At 73.0% G+C, this 20,234-nt stretch carries 17 protein-coding genes; 10 read left to right on the top strand and 7 right to left on the bottom strand.

All coding sequences use genetic code 11. From position 1 onward, the window contains the following. Positions 1 to 73: 73 nt before the first annotated feature. Positions 74 to 556: a DoxX family protein gene (locus GV126_RS07375; protein WP_159663779.1), complete on the bottom strand. Its 483-nt coding sequence runs from the start codon at positions 554 to 556 to the stop codon at positions 74 to 76. 799 nt (positions 557 to 1,355) lie between these two features. On the opposite strand from GV126_RS07375, the gene GV126_RS07370 reads away from it, so the two are divergent. Then, complete coding sequence (locus tag GV126_RS07370; protein WP_201299927.1) at positions 1,356 to 3,230, top strand: amidohydrolase; 1,875 nt, start codon at positions 1,356 to 1,358, stop codon at positions 3,228 to 3,230. Between the two features lie 52 nt (positions 3,231 to 3,282). On the opposite strand, the gene GV126_RS07365 is transcribed toward GV126_RS07370, so the two are convergent. After that, a complete protein-coding gene (locus tag GV126_RS07365) occupies positions 3,283 to 3,777 on the bottom strand; it encodes a carboxymuconolactone decarboxylase family protein (RefSeq protein WP_236569915.1) in 495 nt (164 codons plus the stop codon). A gap of 281 nt (positions 3,778 to 4,058) precedes the next feature. Here GV126_RS07365 and GV126_RS07360 point away from each other — a divergent pair, with 281 nt between their 5' ends. Then, positions 4,059 to 4,394: a GNAT family N-acetyltransferase gene (locus tag GV126_RS07360; RefSeq protein WP_159663773.1), complete on the top strand. Its 336-nt coding sequence runs from the start codon at positions 4,059 to 4,061 to the stop codon at positions 4,392 to 4,394. A gap of 155 nt (positions 4,395 to 4,549) precedes the next feature. After that, a complete protein-coding gene (locus tag GV126_RS07355; RefSeq protein WP_272910166.1) occupies positions 4,550 to 4,885 on the top strand; it encodes a WhiB family transcriptional regulator in 336 nt (111 codons plus the stop codon). Between the two features lie 114 nt (positions 4,886 to 4,999). Here the strand turns inward: GV126_RS07355 and GV126_RS07350 are convergent, their stop codons facing one another. Together GV126_RS07350 and GV126_RS07345 are read right to left on the bottom strand one after the other, a co-directional pair. Next, positions 5,000 to 5,722 (bottom strand): alpha/beta fold hydrolase, encoded by a 723-nt coding sequence (locus tag GV126_RS07350; RefSeq protein WP_159663771.1) that lies wholly within the window; start codon positions 5,720 to 5,722, stop codon positions 5,000 to 5,002. A 60-nt stretch (positions 5,723 to 5,782) separates the two neighbouring features. Further along, complete coding sequence (locus GV126_RS07345) at positions 5,783 to 6,757, bottom strand: alpha/beta hydrolase (protein ID WP_159663769.1); 975 nt, start codon at positions 6,755 to 6,757, stop codon at positions 5,783 to 5,785. A 311-nt stretch (positions 6,758 to 7,068) separates the two neighbouring features. Here GV126_RS07345 and GV126_RS07340 point away from each other — a divergent pair, with 311 nt between their 5' ends. Next, positions 7,069 to 7,905 carry an alpha/beta fold hydrolase gene (locus GV126_RS07340; protein WP_159663767.1) on the top strand — a complete coding sequence of 279 codons (837 nt, stop codon included), beginning with the start codon at positions 7,069 to 7,071 and terminating at the stop codon, positions 7,903 to 7,905. A 151-nt stretch (positions 7,906 to 8,056) separates the two neighbouring features. On the opposite strand, the gene GV126_RS07335 is transcribed toward GV126_RS07340, so the two are convergent. Then, a complete protein-coding gene (locus tag GV126_RS07335; protein WP_159663765.1) occupies positions 8,057 to 10,315 on the bottom strand; it encodes an ATP-binding protein in 2,259 nt (752 codons plus the stop codon). A 305-nt stretch (positions 10,316 to 10,620) separates the two neighbouring features. Between GV126_RS07335 and pcaDC the strand changes: the two genes are divergently transcribed. From pcaDC to GV126_RS07315, 4 genes are all read left to right on the top strand, one after another. Next, positions 10,621 to 11,925 (top strand): bifunctional 3-oxoadipate enol-lactonase/4-carboxymuconolactone decarboxylase PcaDC, encoded by a 1,305-nt coding sequence (gene pcaDC / locus GV126_RS07330; protein WP_159663763.1) that lies wholly within the window; start codon positions 10,621 to 10,623, stop codon positions 11,923 to 11,925. Positions 11,926 to 12,004: 79 nt separating this feature from the next. Further along, the gene (locus tag GV126_RS07325) at positions 12,005 to 12,640 is read left to right on the top strand and encodes an MBL fold metallo-hydrolase (RefSeq protein WP_159663761.1); all 636 of its coding nucleotides are present in this window, start codon (positions 12,005 to 12,007) and stop codon (positions 12,638 to 12,640) included. Positions 12,641 to 12,706: 66 nt separating this feature from the next. Next, positions 12,707 to 13,486 (top strand): exodeoxyribonuclease III, encoded by a 780-nt coding sequence (locus tag GV126_RS07320; protein WP_159663759.1) that lies wholly within the window; start codon positions 12,707 to 12,709, stop codon positions 13,484 to 13,486. 18 nt (positions 13,487 to 13,504) lie between these two features. Then, positions 13,505 to 13,945 (top strand): DUF6278 family protein, encoded by a 441-nt coding sequence (locus tag GV126_RS07315; protein ID WP_159663757.1) that lies wholly within the window; start codon positions 13,505 to 13,507, stop codon positions 13,943 to 13,945. A 207-nt stretch (positions 13,946 to 14,152) separates the two neighbouring features. Here GV126_RS07315 and GV126_RS07310 read toward each other — a convergent pair whose 3' ends face one another. Continuing rightward, entirely contained in the window at positions 14,153 to 14,920 is a 768-nt protein-coding gene (locus GV126_RS07310) for a hypothetical protein (RefSeq protein WP_185947145.1), read from the bottom strand. 163 nt (positions 14,921 to 15,083) lie between these two features. Between GV126_RS07310 and ggt the strand changes: the two genes are divergently transcribed. After that, positions 15,084 to 16,895 carry a gamma-glutamyltransferase gene (gene ggt / locus GV126_RS07305; RefSeq protein ID WP_159663755.1) on the top strand — a complete coding sequence of 604 codons (1,812 nt, stop codon included), beginning with the start codon at positions 15,084 to 15,086 and terminating at the stop codon, positions 16,893 to 16,895. A gap of 78 nt (positions 16,896 to 16,973) precedes the next feature. On the opposite strand, the gene GV126_RS07300 is transcribed toward ggt, so the two are convergent. Beyond that, positions 16,974 to 19,520 carry an ATP-dependent Clp protease ATP-binding subunit gene (locus GV126_RS07300; protein ID WP_159663753.1) on the bottom strand — a complete coding sequence of 849 codons (2,547 nt, stop codon included), beginning with the start codon at positions 19,518 to 19,520 and terminating at the stop codon, positions 16,974 to 16,976. Between the two features lie 338 nt (positions 19,521 to 19,858). Here GV126_RS07300 and GV126_RS07295 point away from each other — a divergent pair, with 338 nt between their 5' ends. Continuing rightward, entirely contained in the window at positions 19,859 to 20,110 is a 252-nt protein-coding gene (locus tag GV126_RS07295) for a helix-turn-helix domain-containing protein (protein WP_159663751.1), read from the top strand. The last annotated feature ends 124 nt before the right edge of the window (positions 20,111 to 20,234 follow it).

The raw sequence follows: 20,234 nt of genomic DNA, 5'->3' as shown, positions 1-20,234 counted from the left end.
TGACGGGCCTGCGCACCGGGCAGTCGGGCGTGCCGGTGGCTGGGTTCACGAGCGGCCGGCGCCCTCGACGCACTCAGTTCCGGTGGAGGGCGAACCTGGTGGCGAGGCCGCCGCCGACGCCGGCGACGACGGCTGCCGGCAGGCACCAGGCCGGCCACGTGGCGAGGCCGAGCGCGGCGTCGGCCGACCAGTCCCCGGGACCGGTGGAGGACAGCACCGCCGCGATGACGATGAGCACGAACGGGTACTCGAACCCGTCGTTCTGTACCCACAGACCGTGCGGCCACTTGACGGTGAAGGCGACCGTCATCACCCCCATGGCTCCGGCGGCGGCCAGCGGAGTGAGCAGGCCGAGCGCCAGGAGGAGGCCCGAGCCGATCTGGCTGGCGCCCGCGACGAGCGCGGTCAGCACCCCGCCGCGGAAGCCGTCCCCTCGGAACTCCTCGGTGCCGCCGGCCAGCCCTCTCCCCCCGAGGTGGAAGCTGACCTTCTGGACTCCGTGGCCCGCGACCAGCAGCCCTGCGACCAGGCGCAGCAGAAGTAGACCGGTGTTCATGTGGGTCTCCGATGAGATGTTCCGGGTGGGCTGCGAACAGCACCAGACGAGTTGGCGACCGCCGCGCGAAGAGCCGGCAGGGGGGCGTCGGCGACGCTAACGTCCGTACACCGGACGTTTCTTCTCGTTCCGCGCCCAGGTGTGTTCCCAGGCTGCACGCCTCGTGACGGCGAGAGCGGCTCCGCGCGTCGCGCCACCGGGCAAGAGCCGGTGCGCCGCAGGGCGACAAAGGGCCGGACGCGCACCCCATCGTGCTGGTCCCTCCGTCCCGCGCATGCCCGACGACCAAGTGTCCGACGGCGATCGCGACGGGACCGGAACCCGGAGCGCTGGCTCCGTCCCCCGCTGCCGGGAAACCACGGACGAAAACCACGGACGAACCAACCCCACGACGATCAACGCCAGACGATCAACGCCATACCGGTCGACCCATGCCCGCCCGGTCCGCATCGCGCGCAGAAAAGGCTCGACGCCCATGACCGAGGCCGCCGTACCACCCAGCCCATGGGCGACGAGGCGTGCCGCACGCGAGCGGCACGCCCGCCATGACGCGTCTCCCGGTGCCCGGTCCGGTGGGACCGTCGGCCGGCGCACCTCTGGGTGGCCAGGCCGCTCAGTGCACTTGAGAACCGGAAACGGTGCACCGCTGGACAACACGGCCGAGCCCGAAGGCCTAGCGTCCATGACCGGCGGCCACGTGGGCCCGGAGCCGGCCGCCCCAGGCGATCAGTGTCCCGTACCGGACTGGGTCCGATACCCCGTCCGAGCCCCCCCTTTGGAGTCTGCCGAAGTGACTACTATGCCGGTCGGCGGGTTGGTCCCCCGTACCACCGAGGATGCCGCGGACGTGGTCGTCCGCAACGCGAAGATCTACACCGGTGACCACAACCGCCCGCACGCCGGAGCACTCGCCATGCGCGACGGCCGCGTGCTGAGCGTGGGCGACGACGCGGACGTCGCTCCCTTCGTCGGCCCCGCGACCACCGTGATCGACGCGATCGGCCGGCGCGTCGTGCCCGGCCTCAACGACGCACATCTGCACGTGATCAGAGGAGGCCTCAACTACGTCCTGGAGCTGCGCTGGGACGGGGTCACCTCGCTGCGCCAGGCACTGGCCATGCTGCGTGAGCAGGCGGCCCGCACCCCCAAGGGGCAGTGGGTGCGTGTGGTGGGAGGCTGGTCGGCCGAGCAGTTCGCCGAGCGGCGGCTGCCCACCCCCGCGGAGCTGAACGCGGCCGCACCGGACACCCCCGTGTTCGTCCTGCACCTGTACCAGTCGGCGATCCTGAACCGGGCGGCCCTGAAGGCCGTCGGCTACACCCGGGACACCCCCGACCCCAAGGGCGGCCAGATCGTCCGGGGCCGCAACGGCGAACCCAACGGCATGCTGCTCGCCGCCCCCAGCGCGCTGATCCTCTACTCCACGCTCGCCAAGGCCCCGATGCTGGAGGGGGAGGACATGAAGACCTCCACCCTGCACTTCCTGCGCGAGCTGAACCGCTTCGGGCTGACCTCCGCGATCGACGCCGCCGGAGGCTTCCAGAACTTCCCGGACAACTACCGCACGGTGACCGAGCTGGCCGGCGAGGGACGGCTGTCGCTGCGGATCGCCTACCACCTGTTCCCGCAGACCGCGGGCCAGGAACTGGACGACCTCGCCCGCTGGATCGAGATGGTCCGTCCCGAGGACGGCGACGAGTGGCTGCGGCTCAACGGCGCCGGGGAGAACCTGACCTGGGCCGCCGCCGACTTCGAGAACTTCGCCGAACCCCGTCCGGAACTGTCCGCCTACGAGCCCGAGTTCGAGAAGGCGGTGCGCCTCCTGCTGGAGCACGGCTGGGGCTTCCGGCTGCACGCGACCTACGACGAGACCATCCGGCGCGACCTGGCGGTCTTCGAGAAGCTCGCCGCCGAGGGACTGTTCCCGGCCGGCAACCGGTGGCTCTTCGACCACGCGGAGACCGTGTCCCGGGACAGCCTGGACCGCATCGCGGCCCTCGGCGGTGCGATGTCCGTGCAGAACCGGATGTCCTTCCAGGGCGAGGCGTTCACCCGGCGCTACGGCCTCGGCGCGGCCGCGGAGGCCCCGCCGGTGCGGGCCATGCTGGAGCGCGGGCTGACCGTCGGCGCCGGTACCGACGCCACCCGGGTGTCCAGCTACAACCCCTGGGTGGCCCTGCACTGGCTGATATCCGGCCGGACCCTGGGCGGCCATGTCCTGCGGCCGCCGCAGAACCGGGTCGACCGGGAGACCGCGCTCGCGATGTACACCCGCGCCGGTGCCGCGCTGACCGGGGAGGAGGACGTCAAGGGCGTCCTGCGCGCCGGCTACTACGGTGACCTGGCGGTGCTGTCCGACGACTACTTCACCGTGCCGGAGCAGGACATCGTGCACATCGAGTCGGTGCTGACGGTGGTCGGCGGCCGGATCGTGCATGCCGAAGCCGAGTACGAGGGGATGGCGGAGGAGATCCCGGCGGTCAGCCCCGGGTGGAGCCCGGTCGCCCACTTCGGCGGCTACCAGGCCGCCGGGGCACCGCACAGCTCCGGAGCCCGGCAGGCGGAGCTGCTCGGCCAGGCCGTCGCCGAGTCGGAGAACCACCGGCAGTGGCGCGTCCGGCGCGGGCTGGCCCCGCAGGGCGGCGCGGAGCTGTTCGACCCGTGCTTCCTGTGACCGCCGGCCGGGAGCCGCGGGCCCCTCTCCGGGGTCCGGCGGCCCGCGCCGGTCACTGCGCCGGGACCGGCCGCACCGGGTGCTTGCTGAGGATGGAGACGCGGTTGAAGGCGTTGATGGTGATCGCCACCCAGACCACCGCGGAGATCTCGTCGTCGGTCAGCACCCGGCGGGCGTCGTCGTAGGCGTCCTGCTGCGCGGCGGCGTCCGCCGGGCTGGTGGTCGCCTCCGCCAGGGCCAGCGCCGCCCGCTCCCGGGGGCTGAACAGCTCGGTGTCCCGCCACGCCGGGAGCACGCCGAGGCGCTGGGTGCTCTCCCCGGCGCCCAGCGCGGCCCGGGTGTGGACGCTGAGACAGTAGGCGCAGCCGTTGATCTGGGAGACCCGCAGGTTGACCAGTTCCACCAGTCGGCGGTCCAGCCCGGCGTCGGCCGCGACCGCCCGCACCTCCTCGGCGGTCCGGGTCAGGGCCTTGTACGCCCGCGGACTCTGCTTGTCGACGAACACCCGTCGGCCCGCCTGAGCCTGCGCCCGGGTCGGATCGTTCACCTGCACTCCTTCGGCAGGCCGCTTCCGCGCGGCTTGTGGTGAGGCGCACCCTCGGGGAGTGGCGCCCGTGATCACTCGCATGATAGTTGAATGAACAACGAAAGCGGGAGGTGCTTCATGAGCAACGTCGAGGCTCATTCCAGCACGATCGGCAGCACGCCTCCGACCGTCTCGGCGAGGTGAGCGGCTACGACGGGGACCGGCTGCCCGCCCTGGCCCTGCCCAAAGCCGCCATCCGCCCGCGCCGCAATTCCGCACCCCCCTTACCCGAAAGGCTTCCCATGGCCACGCCCGCCAGTCCCGTCGTCGTACGAGTCGAGGACAAGCACCGTTACGAGATCCTCGTCGACGGCGTGCTCGCCGGCTTCACCGAGTACCTGGACCGCGACGAGCAGCGCGTCTTCTACCACACCGAGATCGGCGACGACTTCGCCGGACAGGGCCTCGCGTCCCGCCTGGTGAAGGAGGCCCTGACCGACGTGCGCGCCGCGAGCAGGCGCGTCGTGCCGGTCTGCCCGTACGTGGCGGGCTTCCTGGAGCGGCACGACGAGTTCGCCGACATCGCCGACCCGGTCACCCCGGACGTCCGGCACTGGCTCCGCGAGGCACTGCGCTGACCGACCCCGCGTCGACAACTGCGCACACCCTGCCACCGCGCCCCCCGCGAACCGCTCGTTCGCGGGGGGCGCGGTCGTCGTGCGCGCTCGATCACGCCGTCCGCGCGGGCTTGCCCAGCGTGGTGAGCGGCCCGGTCACCCGCATCGGTCGGGTCATGACCCTCACACCCGACGGGAGTTGGTGCACGATGCGCGCGAAGAAGAGGATCCGCCCCCTTGCCGATCTCTGGGAGTGGCAGACGGAGGCCGCCTGCCGGGGCCTGGACGGTGCTGTCTTCTACTCCCCGGCCGGAGAGCGGGGCAGCGAGCGGATCCGCCGTGAGGACCGGGCCCGCAGCGTGTGCCAGGCCTGCACGGTGCGGGAGAAGTGCGCGCTGTTCGCGCTGGCGCTGGGGGAGCCGTACGGCGTCTGGGGTGGGCTGACCGAGGCCGAGCGCAGGCACATCGCCCGGCAGGCGCAGGCCGGGCAGACGGCGGGTCGAGGACGGTAGCCGCACCGGCCCGGCGCCCGGCACGACGAAGCTCCCGTGGCGGACGGACGACTTGGACATGTCGCCGTCGGCCACGGGAGCTCGGTGTCGCGCCACGGGCGGGCCCGCGGTCGGTCAGCGCACGGCGCGGACCGCCTCTTCGATCAGGTCGGCGACGCGGCCGGGGTGGGCGAGCATCACCAGGTGCGAGGAGTCGACCTCGACGGTGGTCATGCCGGCCCGCTCGTAGCCGTAACGCTCCACATCGGGGTTGATGGTGTGGTCGGAGGCGGCGACCAGGCCCCACGAGGGCTTGGTCTTCCAGGCCGCCGCCGGGGCCTTCTCGCCGAAGGCCTGCGCGGCCAGTGGGCGCTGGGAGACGGCGAGGACGGCGGCGAGGGAGGGGTCCACGTCGGCGGCGAAGATCGCGTGGAACCTGTCGGGCCGCACCGAGACGTCCGTGCCGGGCGCGGGGGAACCCTCCAGCGGGAAGGGGGTGTAGACCAGCGCGCCGGCCAGGTCGGAGTCGGGGAAGCCGCCCTGGAGCTCGCCCAGGCTCTCGCCCTCCTCCAGGGCGTAACCGGCCAGGTAGACCAGCGCCTTGACGTTGTCCTCCACGCCGGCGACCGTGATCACGGCGCCTCCGTAGGAGTGGCCGGCCAGGACCACGGGGCCGGGGATCTGGCGGACGACCGAGGCGATGTAGGCCGAGTCGCCGAGCAGGCTGCGGTTGGGCACCGCCGGGGCCACCACGTTCAGGCCGCGGCCCAGCAGTTCGGGGATGACGCGGGCGAAACTGGACGCGTCGGCGAACGCGCCGTGGACCAGGACGACGGTCGGGTTGTCGGTGGGGGACAAGGGGGAGTTCCTTTCGGAGACGGGCTGCGGGTCAAACGGTGTGCAGTGACGGACCGCGGGTCAGGCGGTGTGCAGTGCGGTGCGCAGGGTGTGCACGGCCTGGGCGATGGCCGCCTCGGCGGCGTGCGTGCCGCGCAGCGCGTTGAGCATCACGAAGTCGTGGATGATGCCCTGGTAGCGGACGGCGGTCACCGCCACCCCGGCCTGGCGGAGCTTGTTGGCGTACGCCTCGCCCTCGTCGCGCAGGACGTCGGCCTCGCCGGTGATGACGAGCGCCGGCGGCAGGCCGGCGAGCCGCTCGATGCCGGCCCGCAGCGGGGAGGCGGTGACCTCGGCCCGCTGGGCAGGGTCGGTGGTGTACTGGTCCCAGAACCACTGCATGCCGTCGCGGCGCAGGAAGTACCCGGTGGCGAACCGGTGGTAGGACGGCGTGTCGAACGACGCGTCGGTCACCGGGTAGAACAGCACCTGCTGGACCAGCGGAAGGCCGCCCCGCTCCTTGGCCATGAGCGTCAGGGCCGCGGTCATGTTGCCGCCGACCGAGTCGCCGGCGGCGGCGATGCGAGTGGCGTCCAGGCCCTTGCTGGCACCGTCGGTGACGATCCAGCGGGCCACGGTCCAGTTCTGCTCGATGGCGACGGGGTAGCGGTGCTCCGGCGACAGGTCGTACTCGGGGAACACCACCGCGGCCCCGGCACCCACCGCCAGCTCCCGGACCAGGCGGTCGTGGGTGTGCGCGTTGCCGAACACCCATCCGGCGCCGTGGATGTAGAAGATGACGGGCAGGACACCGGTGGCACCGGCGGGCTTGACGATGCGGGCGCGGACGGAACCGGTGGGTCCGCCCTGGACGGTGATCCACTCCTCGTCGACCGCGGGCTTGGCGATCTCATCGGACTGCACCTCGTCGACCGCCTTGCGTCCCTCGGCGGGCGGCAGCTCGAACAGGTACGGCCGGGCGGCGGTGGACGCGGCGAAGTCCGCGGCGGCCTGCTCCAGCACGGGTGCGGACTGAGTGGTGGGGTCATCGGTCATGCTTGTGTGTCTCCTGCGGTGGCGGGTCGGGCAGATCGGACCGGCCCTCGGGAAGCCGGCCGGACGCGGAGCCGACGGCTCGTGCCACGACGCTAGGGGCGGCTCGACCCGGTGCATTGCCCGTCGGCGTACCGCCTCTGGTCTGTCCGTGCCCACTCCGCCCCGGCGGCGGCACGCAGGTGTCCGGCCACCCGGCTCGCGGCACTCGCGGGCAAGAAGGGGTGCGCCACGGGGACACCGGCGGCGGAGCGCCCGTCCTAGCGTGTCGATGCCTGTGACCAGCAGGTACTTTTGACGAGAGAGCGGACATCATGTCGTACATCACCGTGGGCCAGGAGAACTCCACCCCCATCGACCTCTACTACGAGGACCACGGAAGCGGGCAGCCGGTCGTCCTCATCCACGGCTTCCCGCTCGACGGCCAGTCCTGGGAGCGGCAGAGCGCCGTGCTGCTCGACGCGGGCTACCGCGTGATCACCTACGACCGCCGCGGCTTCGGACAGTCCAGCCGGCCGACGACCGGCTACGACTACGACACCTTCGCGGCCGACCTGAACACCGTGCTGGAGACCCTCGACCTGCGGGACGCCGTCCTGGTCGGGTTCTCGATGGGCACCGGCGAGGTCGCCCGGTACGTGTCCACCTACGGCTCCGCCCGGGTGGCCAAGGTCGCCTTCCTCGCCTCGCTGGAGCCCTACCTGCTCCGGACCGACGACAACCCGGACGGGGTCGCCCCCAAGGAGTTCTTCGACGGCGTCGTCGCGGCCGTGAAGGCGGACCGCTACGCGTACTACAGCGACTTCTTCAAGGACTTCTACAACCTCGACGAGAACCTCGGCACCAGGATCAGCGAGGACGCGGTCCGCAACAGCTGGAACGTCGCGGCGGGCGGCGGCTTCTTCGCCGCCGCCGCCGCGCCGTCGACCTGGTACACCGACTTCCGGGCCGACATCCCGGCCATCGACGTGCCGGCCCTGATCCTGCACGGTACGGGCGACCGCATCCTGCCCGCCGAGGGCACCGCGCGACCCTTCCACCAGGCGCTCCCCTCCGCCGAGTACGTGGAGATCGAGGGCGCCCCGCACGGCCTGCTGTGGACGCACGCCGAGGAGGTCAACGCGGCACTCCTCGCCTTCCTGGCGAAGTGACTCCGGCACGGCGGTGCACTGTCGGGCAGGTTCCCGTGCGCTGAGAGACACGGCGGCGCACACGCACCGCACGGGCGAACCGGGACGGGTGAGCCGGGACGGGGTGACCTCGGTGTGACGAAGCGTGGTGTGCGTCAGGGGTGCCGGCGGCTCACCGGGGGCCGAGGTCGGCCAGGCGTTCCCGGGCCGTGGCGATGTGCTGGGGGTTGGCCGCCGCGCCGAGGGCGAGGCACCGGGCGTAGGCGTTGTGGGCCTCGTCCCGGTGACCGGCGGCCAGCAGCGCGTTGCCGAGGTGCACCAGGGCGCGGCTCTCCAGACCGGGATGGCCGTTGGCGTGGCTGAGGTCCACGGCGTTGCGCAGGTGGGCGGCGGCCTCGGACCAGTTGCCCAGGTAGGCGTTGGCCCGGCCGATGGACGTCTCGACGTTGACGCGGTTGAAGTCGGCGCTGTGCGGTTCTATGTCGTCGCCGGCCTGTTCGAGGAAGGCGAGCGTGCGCAGGTGTTCCGTGATGGAGTCCCGGTACCGGCCCGCCTCCAGAAGGGTGTTGGCGTGGCTGCTCATGGCGTGCAGGGTGCCGTGGAGGTCACCCGCCGCCTCGAAGAGCCTGGCCGCCTCGCGATTGTGACGCACCGCCGCTGCGTGCTCGCCGAGCAGACCGAGGGCCCAGGCGGTGTAGCTGTGCGCCCAGCCCTGCTGGGGGAGGTCCTCGGCGCGCTGGGCGGCCCGCAGGGCCTCGGCGGCGCGGGCGAGGCTGTCGTGGTGGCGGCTTTCGCAGATGAGCAGGGCCCAGGCGTGGTTGTTGAGGTGGGTGGCTTCGAGGAGGGGGTCGCCCAATGCCTGGGCGGAGTCCGCGGCGATGCCGCAGACCTCGGGCCAGTGTCCCCAGAAGATCCACTGGTCGGAGAACCAGTGAAGGGCCTCGGCGACCTCGACGACGGTGGCGTGGTCGCCCGCGGTGGCGGTCGCGCGCAGGGCGGCGAGCCAGTTGGCGCCCTCGGCCTGGAGCCAGTGGCGGGCGTGTTCGGCGCTGGACAGGTCGACGGCGCCCTGCCAGGTGGCGGGTGGGGCGCCGTGGTCGGGCTCGTACCAGCGGCCGGCCACGACGGCGGTCTCCAGCAGCCAGCGGCGCAGTGCCGAACGAGCCTTCTCCGACTCGTCGTCGGGCTCCTCGGCCCGCAATCGGCTGCGGGCGTACAGGCGCAGCAGGTCGTGCAGGCGGTAGCGGTCCCGATAGGTGTTCAGCAGGCCGGTCTCGACGAGTTCCTCAAGGGTGTCCTCGGTGTCGAACGGCGGCTGTCCGGTCAGCTGGGCTGCGCCCGCGGCGCTGACATCCGGGCCGTCGACCAGGGCGAGGAGGCGGAACAGGCGGGCGGCGTCGGGGGTGAGCTGGCGGGAGGACAGGTCGAAGGCGGCCGAGACATGCAGGTCACCGGCGGTGAGGGTGTCCAGGCGGCGTTCTTCCTGGGCGAGGCGGTCGGCGAGGCGGCGTACGGTCCAGCCGGTGCGGGTGGCCAGCCAGTTGCCCGCCACGCGCAGGGCCAGCGGCAGATGCCCGCAGCGGTCGGCGACCTCGGCCAGCGCGCCCGGGTCGGCGTCCGCGCGTTCCTTGTCGACCAGGGCGGTCAGGAAAGTGGCGGCGTCGGCGCGGGACAGTTCGCCGAGGGGCACGCGGTGGACGCTCTCCAGGCCGGTGAGCATCCGCCGGCTGGTGATCACCACCATCGCGGTGCCCGCGCCGGGCAGGAGCGGGCGGACCTGGGCCTCGTCGCGGGCGTTGTCCAGCACCAGCAGACAGCGCCGCTCGGCCAGCATCCGCCGGTACAGTTCCGGATGGCCCTTCGGGCCGGCCTTGGACAGGTCCCGGTCGGCCACTCCCAACGCCTTGAGCACGTGGAGTATCAGCTCGCCGGGGTCGGGCGGGTCGTCGTCCATGCCGCGGAGGTCGAGCATCAGCTGCCCGTCGGGGAAGTGTCCGGCCAGCGCGTGGGAGGCGTGCAGGGCCAGGGTGGTCTTGCCCGTGCCGGGCGGTCCGGACACCGCCACCACCACCGGTATCCCGGCGTCCTCCTGTGCGGCCAGCGACATCAGCCGTGCCAGCTCCGGCTCCCGGCCCACGAAATCGTCGATGCCACGGGGGAAGGCGTGCAGCCCCGCCGGGCGGTGGACGGGGTTGCGGCCGCTCCGGGCGACGGCCAGCAGCCGCTCCCGGTCCGCATCGTCCAGCCCCAGCCCGTCCGCGAGCGCCGCCACCGTCCTGCGCTGGGGGGTCGCCCGTCGTCCGCGCTCCAGATCCCCGATCCCGCGGACGCTGACCCCGGACGCCTCCGCCAACGCCTCGATCGTCAGCGACGCCGCCAGCCGGAACTGCCGTAGCAGCGTCCCGAATCCCGCACCCCTCGCGTCGGCCACCCGTGCCACCACCTTGTTCCCCCAGCCGGCCTGCTTCTCAACCGCTCCGCCACGCCCAGGCCCGAACCCCTGCCGGGTGGGCTGCGTACGCGCTCAGCACGAGCATCGGGCGACGGCCTGAATCGTATAGCGCGTGGACGATCGCCCACGCGGGACGGCCTGTACGGTGCTGCCACGGAGGGGTGAGCGGGTGTCAACGGCCTGCCGAGCGAGCCAGTCGGCGGGCGCGCTGTGCCGCGAGGGGCACGAAGCGCTGGGTTCCCCCGGCTGTGTGAGATTTTGTGATACGTGAGAGGGTCTGGGACGTGAGTGAGACACCCTCGAACCCCCTGCAATACCGCTTTGACGGGCCAGAAGACGCTCCGGTCCTGATCCTGGGTCCCTCACTGGGTACCACATGGCACATGTGGGACCGTCAGGTCCCGGAGCTGGCCCGGCAGTGGCGGGTCTTCCGGTACGACCTGCCGGGCCACGGCGGCGCGCCCGCCCACCCGGCCGCCTCGGTCACCGAGCTGGCCGACCGGCTGCTCGCCACGCTCGACGCCCTGGGCGTGCAGCGCTTCGGCTACGCCGGCTGCGCGCTCGGCGGCGCGGTCGGGGTGGAGCTGGCCCTGCGCCACCCCGAGCGCCTGGCCTCCTTGGCGGTGATCGCCGCCTCACCCCGGTTCGGCACGGCGGACGAGTTCCGCCAGCGCGGGGTCGTGGTCCGCACGAACGGCCTCGACCCCATCGCCCGTACCTCCCCGGACCGCTGGTTCACGCCCGCCTTCGCCGCCGCCCAGCCCGCGATCACCGACTGGGCCGTGCAGATGGTGCGCACCACCGATCCCGGCTGCTACATCGCCGCCTGCGAGGCGCTGGCCGCCTTCGACGTGCGGGCCGAGCTGGGCCGCGTCGGCGTGCCCACGCTCGTCCTGGTCGGCTCCGACGACCAGGTCACCGGCCCCGCCGAGGCCCGGACCCTGGTCGCCGGCATTCCCGACGCCCGCCTCGCCGTCGTGCCCTCCGCCTCCCACCTGGTCCCGGTGGAGCAGCCCGCCGCCGTCACCGACCTGCTGGTGCGGCGCGCCCCCGCCGCGGGGCGGCCCGCGTGCGACGGGGGCGCGGGGCGGGGGGCGGGCGCCGCCGCCCCGCCCAGGCCGGGCCGGGCCGCGGCCCCGCCGGCCGCGCCCGTCACGCCGGTCGCCGAGATAGCCCCCGCCCAGGCGCAGCCCCCGGCCACCGCCGGCCCGGACGGCTACGAGACCGGCCTCAAGATCCGCCGCGAGGTGCTGGGCGACGCGCACGTCGACCGCGAGCTGGAGCAGGCCGACGACTTCTCCGGTGACTTCCAGAACCTGCTCACCCGCACCGCCTGGGGCGAGATCTGGCACCGGCCCGGCCTGGACCGGCGCACCCGCAGCTGCGTGGCCCTGACGGCGCTGGTGGCGGGCGGCCACCTGGAGGAGCTGGCCGCGCACACCCGGGCCGCCCTGCGCATCGGCCTGACCCCGGACGAGATCAAGGAAGTACTGCTCCAGACGGCCGTCTACTGCGGCATGCCGGTCGCGGGCCGCGCCTTCCGGGTGGCCCAGCGGGTCATCGAGGAGGAGACCACCCCGGCGGAGTGACCCGGCGGACGGCACCGTCCCCGGCCCCGTGCCCGGCTCCTCGAGCGCCGCCGCGACCCGGCGCGGCAAGATGGGAGTCATGAAGCTCACGAAGAAGTCGCACGCCTGTGTCCGCCTGGAGAAGGACGGACGCACCCTCGTCATCGACCCGGGCGGGTTCAGCGAGGAGGACGCGGCCGTCGGCGCGGACGCCGTCCTGGTCACCCATGAGCACTTCGACCACTTCGACGAGGACCGGCTGCGGGCCGCGATGGAGGCCAACCCGGCGGCCGAGATCTGGACCCTGAAGTCGGTGGCGGAGCAGATCTCGGCGGCGTTCCCGGGCCGCGTGCACACCGTCGGCCACGGCGACACCTTCACCGCCGCCGGGTTCGAGGTCCAGGTGCACGGCGAGCTGCACGCGGTGATCCACCCGGACATCCCGCGCATCACGAACGTCGGCTACCTCATCGACGGCGGCAAGGTCTTCCACCCCGGTGACGCGCTCACCGTCCCCGACCACCCGGTCGAGACGCTGATGCTGCCCGTGATGGCCCCCTGGAACAAGATCGCCGAGGTGATCGACTACGTCCGCGAGGTCAAGCCGCAGCGGGCGTACGACGTGCACGACGCGCTGCTCACCGACCTCGCCCGCCCGGTCTACGACCACCAGATCGGCGCCCTGGGCGGCGCCGAGCACCTGCGGCTGGCGCCGGGCGCCTCCGCCGAGGTCTGACCGCGGGCGAGGGGGCCGCGTACCGGGCGGGCCGCGTTGTCGGTCCCGCCCGGTAGGTTGTGAGACATGCGCATCGCGACCTGGAACGTGAACTCGATCACCGCCCGCCTGCCGAGGCTGCTGGCCTGGCTGGAGAGCAGCGGGCCCGACGTGCTGTGCCTGCAGGAGGCCAAGGTCGCCGAGGAGCAGTTCCCCTTCGACGAGCTGCGCGCGGCGGGCTACGAGGCGGCGGTGCACGCCACCGGCCGGTGGAACGGCGTGGCGGTGCTCTCCCGCGTCGGACTTCAGGACGTGGTCAAGGGCCTGCCCGGCGACCCCGGCTTCGACGGCGTGGTCGAGCCGCGGGCCATCTCCGCCACCTGCGGCCCGGTGCGCGTGTGGTCGGTGTACGTGCCCAACGGGCGCGAGGTGGAGCACCCGCACTACGCGTACAAGCTGCAGTGGTTCGAGGCGCTGAAGGCCGCGGTGGCGGGCGACGCCGGCGGCAGCCGCCCGTTCGCCGTCCTCGGCGACTACAACGTCGCGCCGACCGACGAGGACGTCTACGACCCGGCGGCCTTCGAGGGCGCCACCCACGTCACGCCCGCCGAGCGGGCAGCGCTGTCCTCCCTGCGCGAGGCCGGCCTGTCGGACGTCGTCCCGCGGCCCCTGAAGTACGACCGGCCGTTCACCTACTGGGACTACCGCCAGCTGTGCTTCCCCAAGAACCGCGGCATGCGCATCGACCTGGTGTACGGCAACGAGCCCTTCGCCAAGGCGGTCACCGACGCCTACGTCGACCGCGAGGAGCGCAAGGGCAAGGGCGCCTCGGACCACGCGCCCGTGGTGGTCGACCTGGACGTCTAGGACTGTCACGCTGGGCCCATGGACATCCCCATCCTGGGCAGGTGGCGCAAGAGGCGGGGCGGCGCCGGCGGGGGCGCGGCGGTCTTCGAGGGCGAGGACGACCCGGCCGCGACGGCCGATCTGTTCTCCGAGTGCGCGTTGCTGCGCTCGCAGGCGGCCCGGGCGGGCGTCCGCCTCGACGACTCCGCCGCCTCCCTGGAGGCGCTCGACCAGTTGCCGCCGCGCTGGCGCGACGAGGAGGACCTGCTGCCCTGGCTCGGCAACGACGCCGGGCTGTATCTCGGCACCATCGTCGTGCGCACCGTCCCCGGGGCGGGCTGGGAGATCCTGCCGGGCGGCCGGCCGGTGGTCCGCCTGGCCTCCGGACGCGAGATCGACGTGGTGAGCGCCGGCCACGCCTGGGCGGAGAGCGGCGTGCCGGAACTGTCCCAGCTGTACGCGGAGATCGCGGAGAGCTGAGTCGCCGGCCGGGCGGGCGGCGCTGCGGGGCCCGAGGTGCCGCCCGGCGGTGTCACCCGATCACGCCCTCGACTACGATGGGGCGTTCGCGACCGCGGCAGGGGGCAGCGGTCCACAGAGCCATACCCGGCCGGCGCCGGCCGGAGATCACTGCTTGCGCGGCGGGACGGACCCGTGCGACGGGTCCTTTCGCGGCCGAGGAGAAGGTCAGCTGCGCGCCGGGCGGGTTGCGCTCGGTTCCGTGTCACCCGGGGAAGCCGGCTCCGGCAGCGGCGTGCGGGCCGCGCGGGTGACGTCCGCGACGAGTTCGACCACGTCCGGGCCGTACGCCTGGGAGTTGACCACCTTCAGCAGCAGTACGAACGAGCCGTTGCCGTAGCGGCGGGCCAGCTGCTCGTGGTGGCGGGCGAGATAGCGGGTGGCGGCCTGGTTGGTGATCGCCCGCTGGCCGCAGAAGAGGAACACCGGCCGCGACTCGCCGGTGGTGACGCGGGCCAGCAGGACGTACTCGGTGACGCCGGGCTCCATCCGGTAGTGCTCACCGCCGATGTGGAAGGTGCCCCGTTCCGCGACGGGTTCGGCGTCGAGGGTGATCCGGACGCCCGGCAGCAGCACCGACAGGTGGGCGAGCATCCGCCGGTTGGACCCGGGGCCGCCCACGCAGAACTCGGTGCGTTCACCGAAGCCCTGCTGGGCCGCGTCCTGGGTGACGACTTGGACGTTCGCCCCGCAGTCCTTGATGAGCGCGGACAGTTCGAGCAGGGCGAACACGTCGTGCCGGTGCACGGCCAGGTCCGGGCTGCCCGCGTCCCGGTTCACCACCAGCAGCGACTCGGAGTTCTCCGGCAGCCCGAAGAACGCCTGCTTGCGCCGCAGTCCGCGCCGCCACAGGAAGGTGCGGGCCAGCCAGCCGAGCGCGGCGCTGATGCCGGCGGCTATCACGCCCAGGACGATGTTGCGCACGTCGTCGTTCATGGCCGCGCATGCTAGCTGTTCCGCAACGACCCGCCGTGCGCACGGGCGTTCGATCGATGTGTCACCCGTTCGGACGCGTTCGCGGTGCTCCTGACGGGACCATGGCAATGAATTAAGCTGCGCGGACGGTCAGCCGACCGAGCAGACACGACCGGAGGTGCGGATGCGTCGCCCTGTCGCACGGAAACTGGCGGTACTCGCGGTCTCGGCCGCCGTGGTGTCGGTGGGGGCCGCGGCGCCACCGGCCGCGCAGGCCGGCGGCAGACCCGGACCGGCCCCGAAGACTCCCGTGGCCGTCGGCTACGGCGGCGCGGTCTCCAGCGTCGACGCCGACGCCACCGCGGCCGGCATCGAGGTGCTGCGGAAGGGCGGCAACGCCGTGGACGCGGCCGTCGCCACCGCCGCCGCGCTCGGCGTCACCGAGCCGTACTCGGCCGGTGTCGGCGGAGGCGGCTACTTCGTGTACTACGACGCCCGTACCCGCACCGTCCACACCATCGACGGCCGCGAGACGGCGCCGCTGACCGCAGACCGGAACCTCTTCATGGAGAACGGCAAGCCGCTGTCCTTCGACGACGCGGTCAGCAGCGGCCTGAGCGTGGGCACCCCGGGCACCCCCGCCACCTGGCAGAAGGCCCTGGACGAGTGGGGTACCCAGCGCCTCGGCACGGTCCTGCGGCCCGCCGAGCGGCTGGCCCGCGACGGGTTCACCGTCGACGACACCTTCCGCTCGCAGACCGCCGCCAACGAGACCCGCTTCCGGTACTTCCCGGACACCGCCAAGCTGTTCCTGCCCCACGGGCAGCTGCCCGCCGTCGGCTCGACGTTCAAGAACCCCGATCTGGCCCGCACCTACCAGGAGCTGGCCCGCGAGGGCGTCGGCGCGATCTACCACGGCGAACTGGGCCGGGAGATCGTCAAGACGGTCGACCACCCGCCCGTCGATCCCGCCTCCGGCTGGAAGGCCCGCCCCGGCGAGCTGTCCGAGAAGGACCTCGCGGCCTACCGGGCCAAGCTCCAGGCGCCCACGAGGACCGCCTACCGCGGCCTGAACGTGTACTCCATAGCGCCCTCCTCCTCCGGCGGCACCACCGTCGGCGAGGCGCTGAACATCCTGGAGAAGACCGACCTGTCGAAGGCGAGCGAGGTGCAGTACCTGCACCACTTCATCGAGGCCAGCCGCATCGCCTTCGCCGACCGCGGCCGCTGGGTCGGCGATCCGGCCTTCGAGGACGTGCCGACGAAGGAACTGCTGTCGCAGAAGTTCGCGGACTCCCGGGCCTGCCTGATCAAGGACGACGCGGTACTCACCAGCCCGGTCGCGCCCGGCGACCCGCGCCACCCCGCCGCCTGCGCCACGGGCGGCACGGCCGCACCGACCACGTACGAGGGCGAGAACACCACCCATCTGACGGTCGCCGACCGCTGGGGCAACGTCGTCGCCTACACCCTGACCATCGAGCAGACCGGCGGCAGCGGCATCACCGTCCCCGGCCGCGGCTTCCTGCTCAACAACGAGCTGACGGACTTCTCCTTCGCCCCGGCCAACCCGGCCGTGCACGACCCGAACCTGCCCGGCCCGGGCAAGCGGCCTCGTTCGTCGATCTCCCCGACGATCGTGCTGGACGCCCACAACCGGCCCGTGGTGGCGGTGGGTTCGCCCGGCGGCGCGACCATCATCACCACCGTGCTGCAGACCCTGACCGGGTTCCTCGACCGGCACCTGCCGCTGGTCGACGCGATCGCCGCGCCCCGCGCCAGCCAGCGCAACGCGGCCCAGACCGAACTCGAACCCGCCCTCTACGACAGCCCGTTGAGGAAGCAGCTGGAGGCGATCGGGCACTCCTTCAAGCTCAACCCGGAGATCGGCGCCGCGACCGGTGTGCAGCGCCTGCCCGACGGCCGCTGGCTGGCGGCCGCCGAGAAGGTACGGCGCGGCGGCGGCTCGGCGATGGTGGTCCGCCCCTCGCGCTGAGCGAGCGCGCCGCACGACGAACGACACCGTGCCCGCCTCCCACGCGAGGGAGGCGGGCACGGTGTATTGGACGGACTGTCACTCCAGGGGCGCGGCCGACGGCTCCCGGTCCTCGGTGCGGAACACCAGCCGGCCCTCGGCCACGTCCACCGTGACCCGGCTGCCCGAACCGACCCGGCCGTCCAGCAGCAGCCGCGAGAGCTGGTTGTCCACCTCGCGCTGGATGGTGCGGCGCAGCGGCCGGGCCCCGTACTCCGGCTGGTAGCCGCGCTGGGCGAGCCAGTCCACGGCCGCGTCGGTGAACTCCACGGCGACACCCTGGGCGTGCAGCAGCCGGCGGGTCTTCTCCAGCTCCAGGTCGGTGATCTGCCGCAGCTGTTCGGTGGTGAGCTGCCGGAACACCACGATCTCGTCGATGCGGTTGAGGAACTCGGGCCGGAAGTGCTCCCGCAGTGGTCGCAGGATCTGCTCGCGCCGCGCCTCCTCGTCCGCGTCCGCGCCGCCCGGGCCGAAGCCGATGCCCGCGCCGCGCCGGGTGATGGCCTCCGAACCGAGGTTGCTGGTCATCACGATGACGGTGTTGGTGAAGTCCACGGTGCGGCCCTGGGAGTCGGTCAGCCGCCCGTCGTCGAGCACCTGCAGCAGGATGTTGAAGACGTCCGGGTGGGCCTTTTCCACCTCGTCCAGCAGCAGCAGCGAGTACGGGTGGCGGCGCACCACCTCGGTGAGCTGGCCGGCCTCCTCGTGGCCGACGTAGCCGGGCGGGGCGCCCACCAGCCGGCTGACGGTGTGCCGTTCCTGGTACTCGCTCATGTCCAGACGGACCATGCGGTCCTCGCTGCCGAACAGCGACTCGGCCAGCGCCCGCGCCAGCTCGGTCTTGCCCACGCCGGTCGGGCCGAGGAACAGGAAGCTGCCGATGGGCCGGTGGGGGCTCGCCAGGCCCGCCCGGGAGCGCAGCACGGCGTCGGAGACCACGGCCACCGCCTCGTCCTGGCCGACCACCCGCCGGTGCAGATGCTCCTCCAGGCCCAGCAGCCGCTCCTTCTCCTCCTGGGTGAGGCTGCTGACCGGGATGCCGGTCTGCCGGGACACCACCTCGGCGATGGCCTCGGCGGTGACCTCCAGGTTCTGGCCCTCGTCCGCCTCGCCGTCCCGTCCGGCCTCGGCGATCCGCTGCTTCAGCTCGGTGATGCGGTCGCGCAACTGCGTGGCCTGCTCGTACTGTTCGTCCGCGACCGCCTGGTCCTTGTCCAGGGTGAGCTGCTCGACCTCGCGCTCCATGGCCCGTACGTCGGTGCCCTTGGTGCGGGCGCGCAACTTGACCCGGGCGCCCGCCTGGTCGATCAGGTCGATCGCCTTGTCGGGCAGCCGCCGGTCGGTCAGATACCGGTCGGACAGCTCCACGGCGGCCACCAGCGCCTCGTCGGTGTAACGGACCTGGTGGTGGGCCTCGTAGCGGTCGCGCAGCCCGCGCAGGATCTCCAGGGTGTCCGGGACGGACGGCTCGGGCACCAGGATCGGCTGGAACCGCCGGGCCAGCGCCGCGTCCTTCTCGATCCGCCGGAACTCCTCCAGCGTGGTGGCGCCCACGATGTGCAGCTCGCCGCGGGCCAGGGCGGGCTTGAGGATGTTGCCCGCGTCCATCGAGCCGCCCTCGCCGCCCCCGCCGGCGCCGACCACGGTGTGCAGCTCGTCGATGAACACGATCAGCTGCTCGGAGTGGGTGCGGATCTCGGTGACGATGGTGTTCAGGCGCTCCTCGAAGTCGCCCCGGTAGCGGGTGCCCGCGACCACGCCGGTCAGGTCCAGGGCGACGACCCGGCGGCCGATGAGCACATCGGGCACATCGCCGTCGGCGATGCGCTGGGCGAGCCCCTCCACGATGGCGGTCTTGCCCACGCCCGCGTCACCGATCAGCACCGGGTTGTTCTTGCCCCGCCGGGACAGCACCTCGATGGTCTGCTCGATCTCGTCGTCCCGCCCGATCACCGGGTCGATGCGCCCCTGCCGGGCCAGGTCGGTCAGGTCGCGCCCGTACTTGTCCAGGGTGGGCGTGCCGGTGGGCCGCTGCCGCTCGGGCCGGGCCGGCGCGGCGCTCTCCGCGGGCTCCGCGGGCAGGCCGGAGGCCGCGAACCGGGCCGCGTTCAGGATGTGCCCGGCGGCGGAGTCGGGGTTGGCGGCCAGCGCGCTGAGCACGTGCTCCGGGCCGATGTAGCCGGCCCCGCTGGCCCGCGCCATGTCGTGCGCGTCGAGCAGGGCCCGCTTGACCGCCGGGGTCAGGGACAGCGAGGTCGGCGCGGGGCCCTCGCCCGGCGGGTGCTGGACGGGACCGGAGCGCTCGTCGATCTGCGAGGCGAGGGAGTCGGGGTCCGCGCCCGCCCGGCTGAGCAGGCTGCGGGTCGGCTCGGTGGCGAGCGCGGCCCGCAGCAGGTGCTCGGTGTCCAGGTCCCGGCTGCCGTGGTCGGCGGCGTACTGCGCCGCGCCCCGGACCAGCTCCCGGGCGGGCTGGCTGAGCAGCCGGCCGATGTCGACCTGCCGGGGACCGGGGCGCGATCCGCCGAAGAAGCGGGCGAAGAATTCGCCGAAGGGGTCGCCCTCCGGGCCGATGAAGCCGCTGGTCATCGTGTTCCGTTCCTTCGCTGACGACTGGCTCCCGACGGGTAACCGGGTGAGCTGCGCTCATGCAACGATGACACGTACGGCTGCTGCGGGCACCCCGGGCGCCTGCGGGCCGGGGACCTCGGGCCGCCCGGCGGACGCCGCTCCGCAAGCGGTCGTCCGCCGCCCCGCACCCCTGTGTGTTCCCCGCGAGCCGTCGTCCGTCCGCGGGGTCCGGCCGCCGCCGGGGAGGACCCGGCCGGCCTCGCACCGCGCATCGACCGGGGCGCCGGCCCCTCGGCTCCACGATGCCAATAACTGTACCGGTACGAGAATAACGGTCTGCCGGTAGACTGGCGGGCGTGGTACGCAACCCCCTCACCCCGGAAGAGCGCGAGCGCGGCGAGCGGCTCGGGCGGCTGCTGCGCGAGGCGCGCGGCGAGCGCAGCATGACGGAGATCGCGGCGAGCGCCGGCATCTCCGCCGAGACCCTGCGCAAGATCGAGACGGGTCGCGCCCCGACCCCGGCGTTCTTCACCGTCGCCGCCCTGGCCCGGGCCCTCGGCCTGTCCATGGACGAGCTGGTGGGGCGCTGCGCGCCCGCGGAGGTGTGAGGCGCGGCCGACAGCCTTCGGCGCTCGCCCAACGGAGTGCGAAACACGATCGACTCAGCGGGTTCACGACGATGGTCTTGGCAAGCCCGCCCGGGAGGCTTACGTTCGTGCCTCTAGGCCTGTT

The organism is Streptomyces mexicanus, assembly GCF_902506575.1.
GTDB lineage: Bacteria > Actinomycetota > Actinomycetes > Streptomycetales > Streptomycetaceae > Streptomyces > Streptomyces mexicanus.
The sequence above is the reverse complement of the archived record's forward strand: the minus strand, read 5'-3'. Positions and strand labels throughout refer to the sequence as shown.

What these genes read in the sequence shown, in the direction of transcription:
- GV126_RS07375 (WP_159663779.1), bottom strand. Translation starts at nt 556, where the DNA reads ATGAACACCGGTCTACTTCTGCTGCGCCTGGTCGCAGGGCTGCTGGTC.
- GV126_RS07370 (WP_201299927.1), top strand. Translation starts at nt 1,356, where the DNA reads ATGCCGGTCGGCGGGTTGGTCCCCCGTACCACCGAGGATGCCGCGGAC.
- GV126_RS07360 (WP_159663773.1), top strand. Translation starts at nt 4,059, where the DNA reads ATGGCCACGCCCGCCAGTCCCGTCGTCGTACGAGTCGAGGACAAGCAC.
- GV126_RS07355 (WP_272910166.1), top strand. Translation starts at nt 4,550, where the DNA reads ATGACCCTCACACCCGACGGGAGTTGGTGCACGATGCGCGCGAAGAAG.
- GV126_RS07345 (WP_159663769.1), bottom strand. Translation starts at nt 6,757, where the DNA reads ATGACCGATGACCCCACCACTCAGTCCGCACCCGTGCTGGAGCAGGCC.
- GV126_RS07340 (WP_159663767.1), top strand. Translation starts at nt 7,069, where the DNA reads ATGTCGTACATCACCGTGGGCCAGGAGAACTCCACCCCCATCGACCTC.
- GV126_RS07325 (WP_159663761.1), top strand. Translation starts at nt 12,005, where the DNA reads ATGAAGCTCACGAAGAAGTCGCACGCCTGTGTCCGCCTGGAGAAGGAC.
- GV126_RS07320 (WP_159663759.1), top strand. Translation starts at nt 12,707, where the DNA reads ATGCGCATCGCGACCTGGAACGTGAACTCGATCACCGCCCGCCTGCCG.
- GV126_RS07315 (WP_159663757.1), top strand. Translation starts at nt 13,505, where the DNA reads ATGGACATCCCCATCCTGGGCAGGTGGCGCAAGAGGCGGGGCGGCGCC.
- GV126_RS07310 (WP_185947145.1), bottom strand. Translation starts at nt 14,920, where the DNA reads ATGAACGACGACGTGCGCAACATCGTCCTGGGCGTGATAGCCGCCGGC.
- ggt (WP_159663755.1), top strand. Translation starts at nt 15,084, where the DNA reads ATGCGTCGCCCTGTCGCACGGAAACTGGCGGTACTCGCGGTCTCGGCC.
- GV126_RS07300 (WP_159663753.1), bottom strand. Translation starts at nt 19,520, where the DNA reads ATGACCAGCGGCTTCATCGGCCCGGAGGGCGACCCCTTCGGCGAATTC.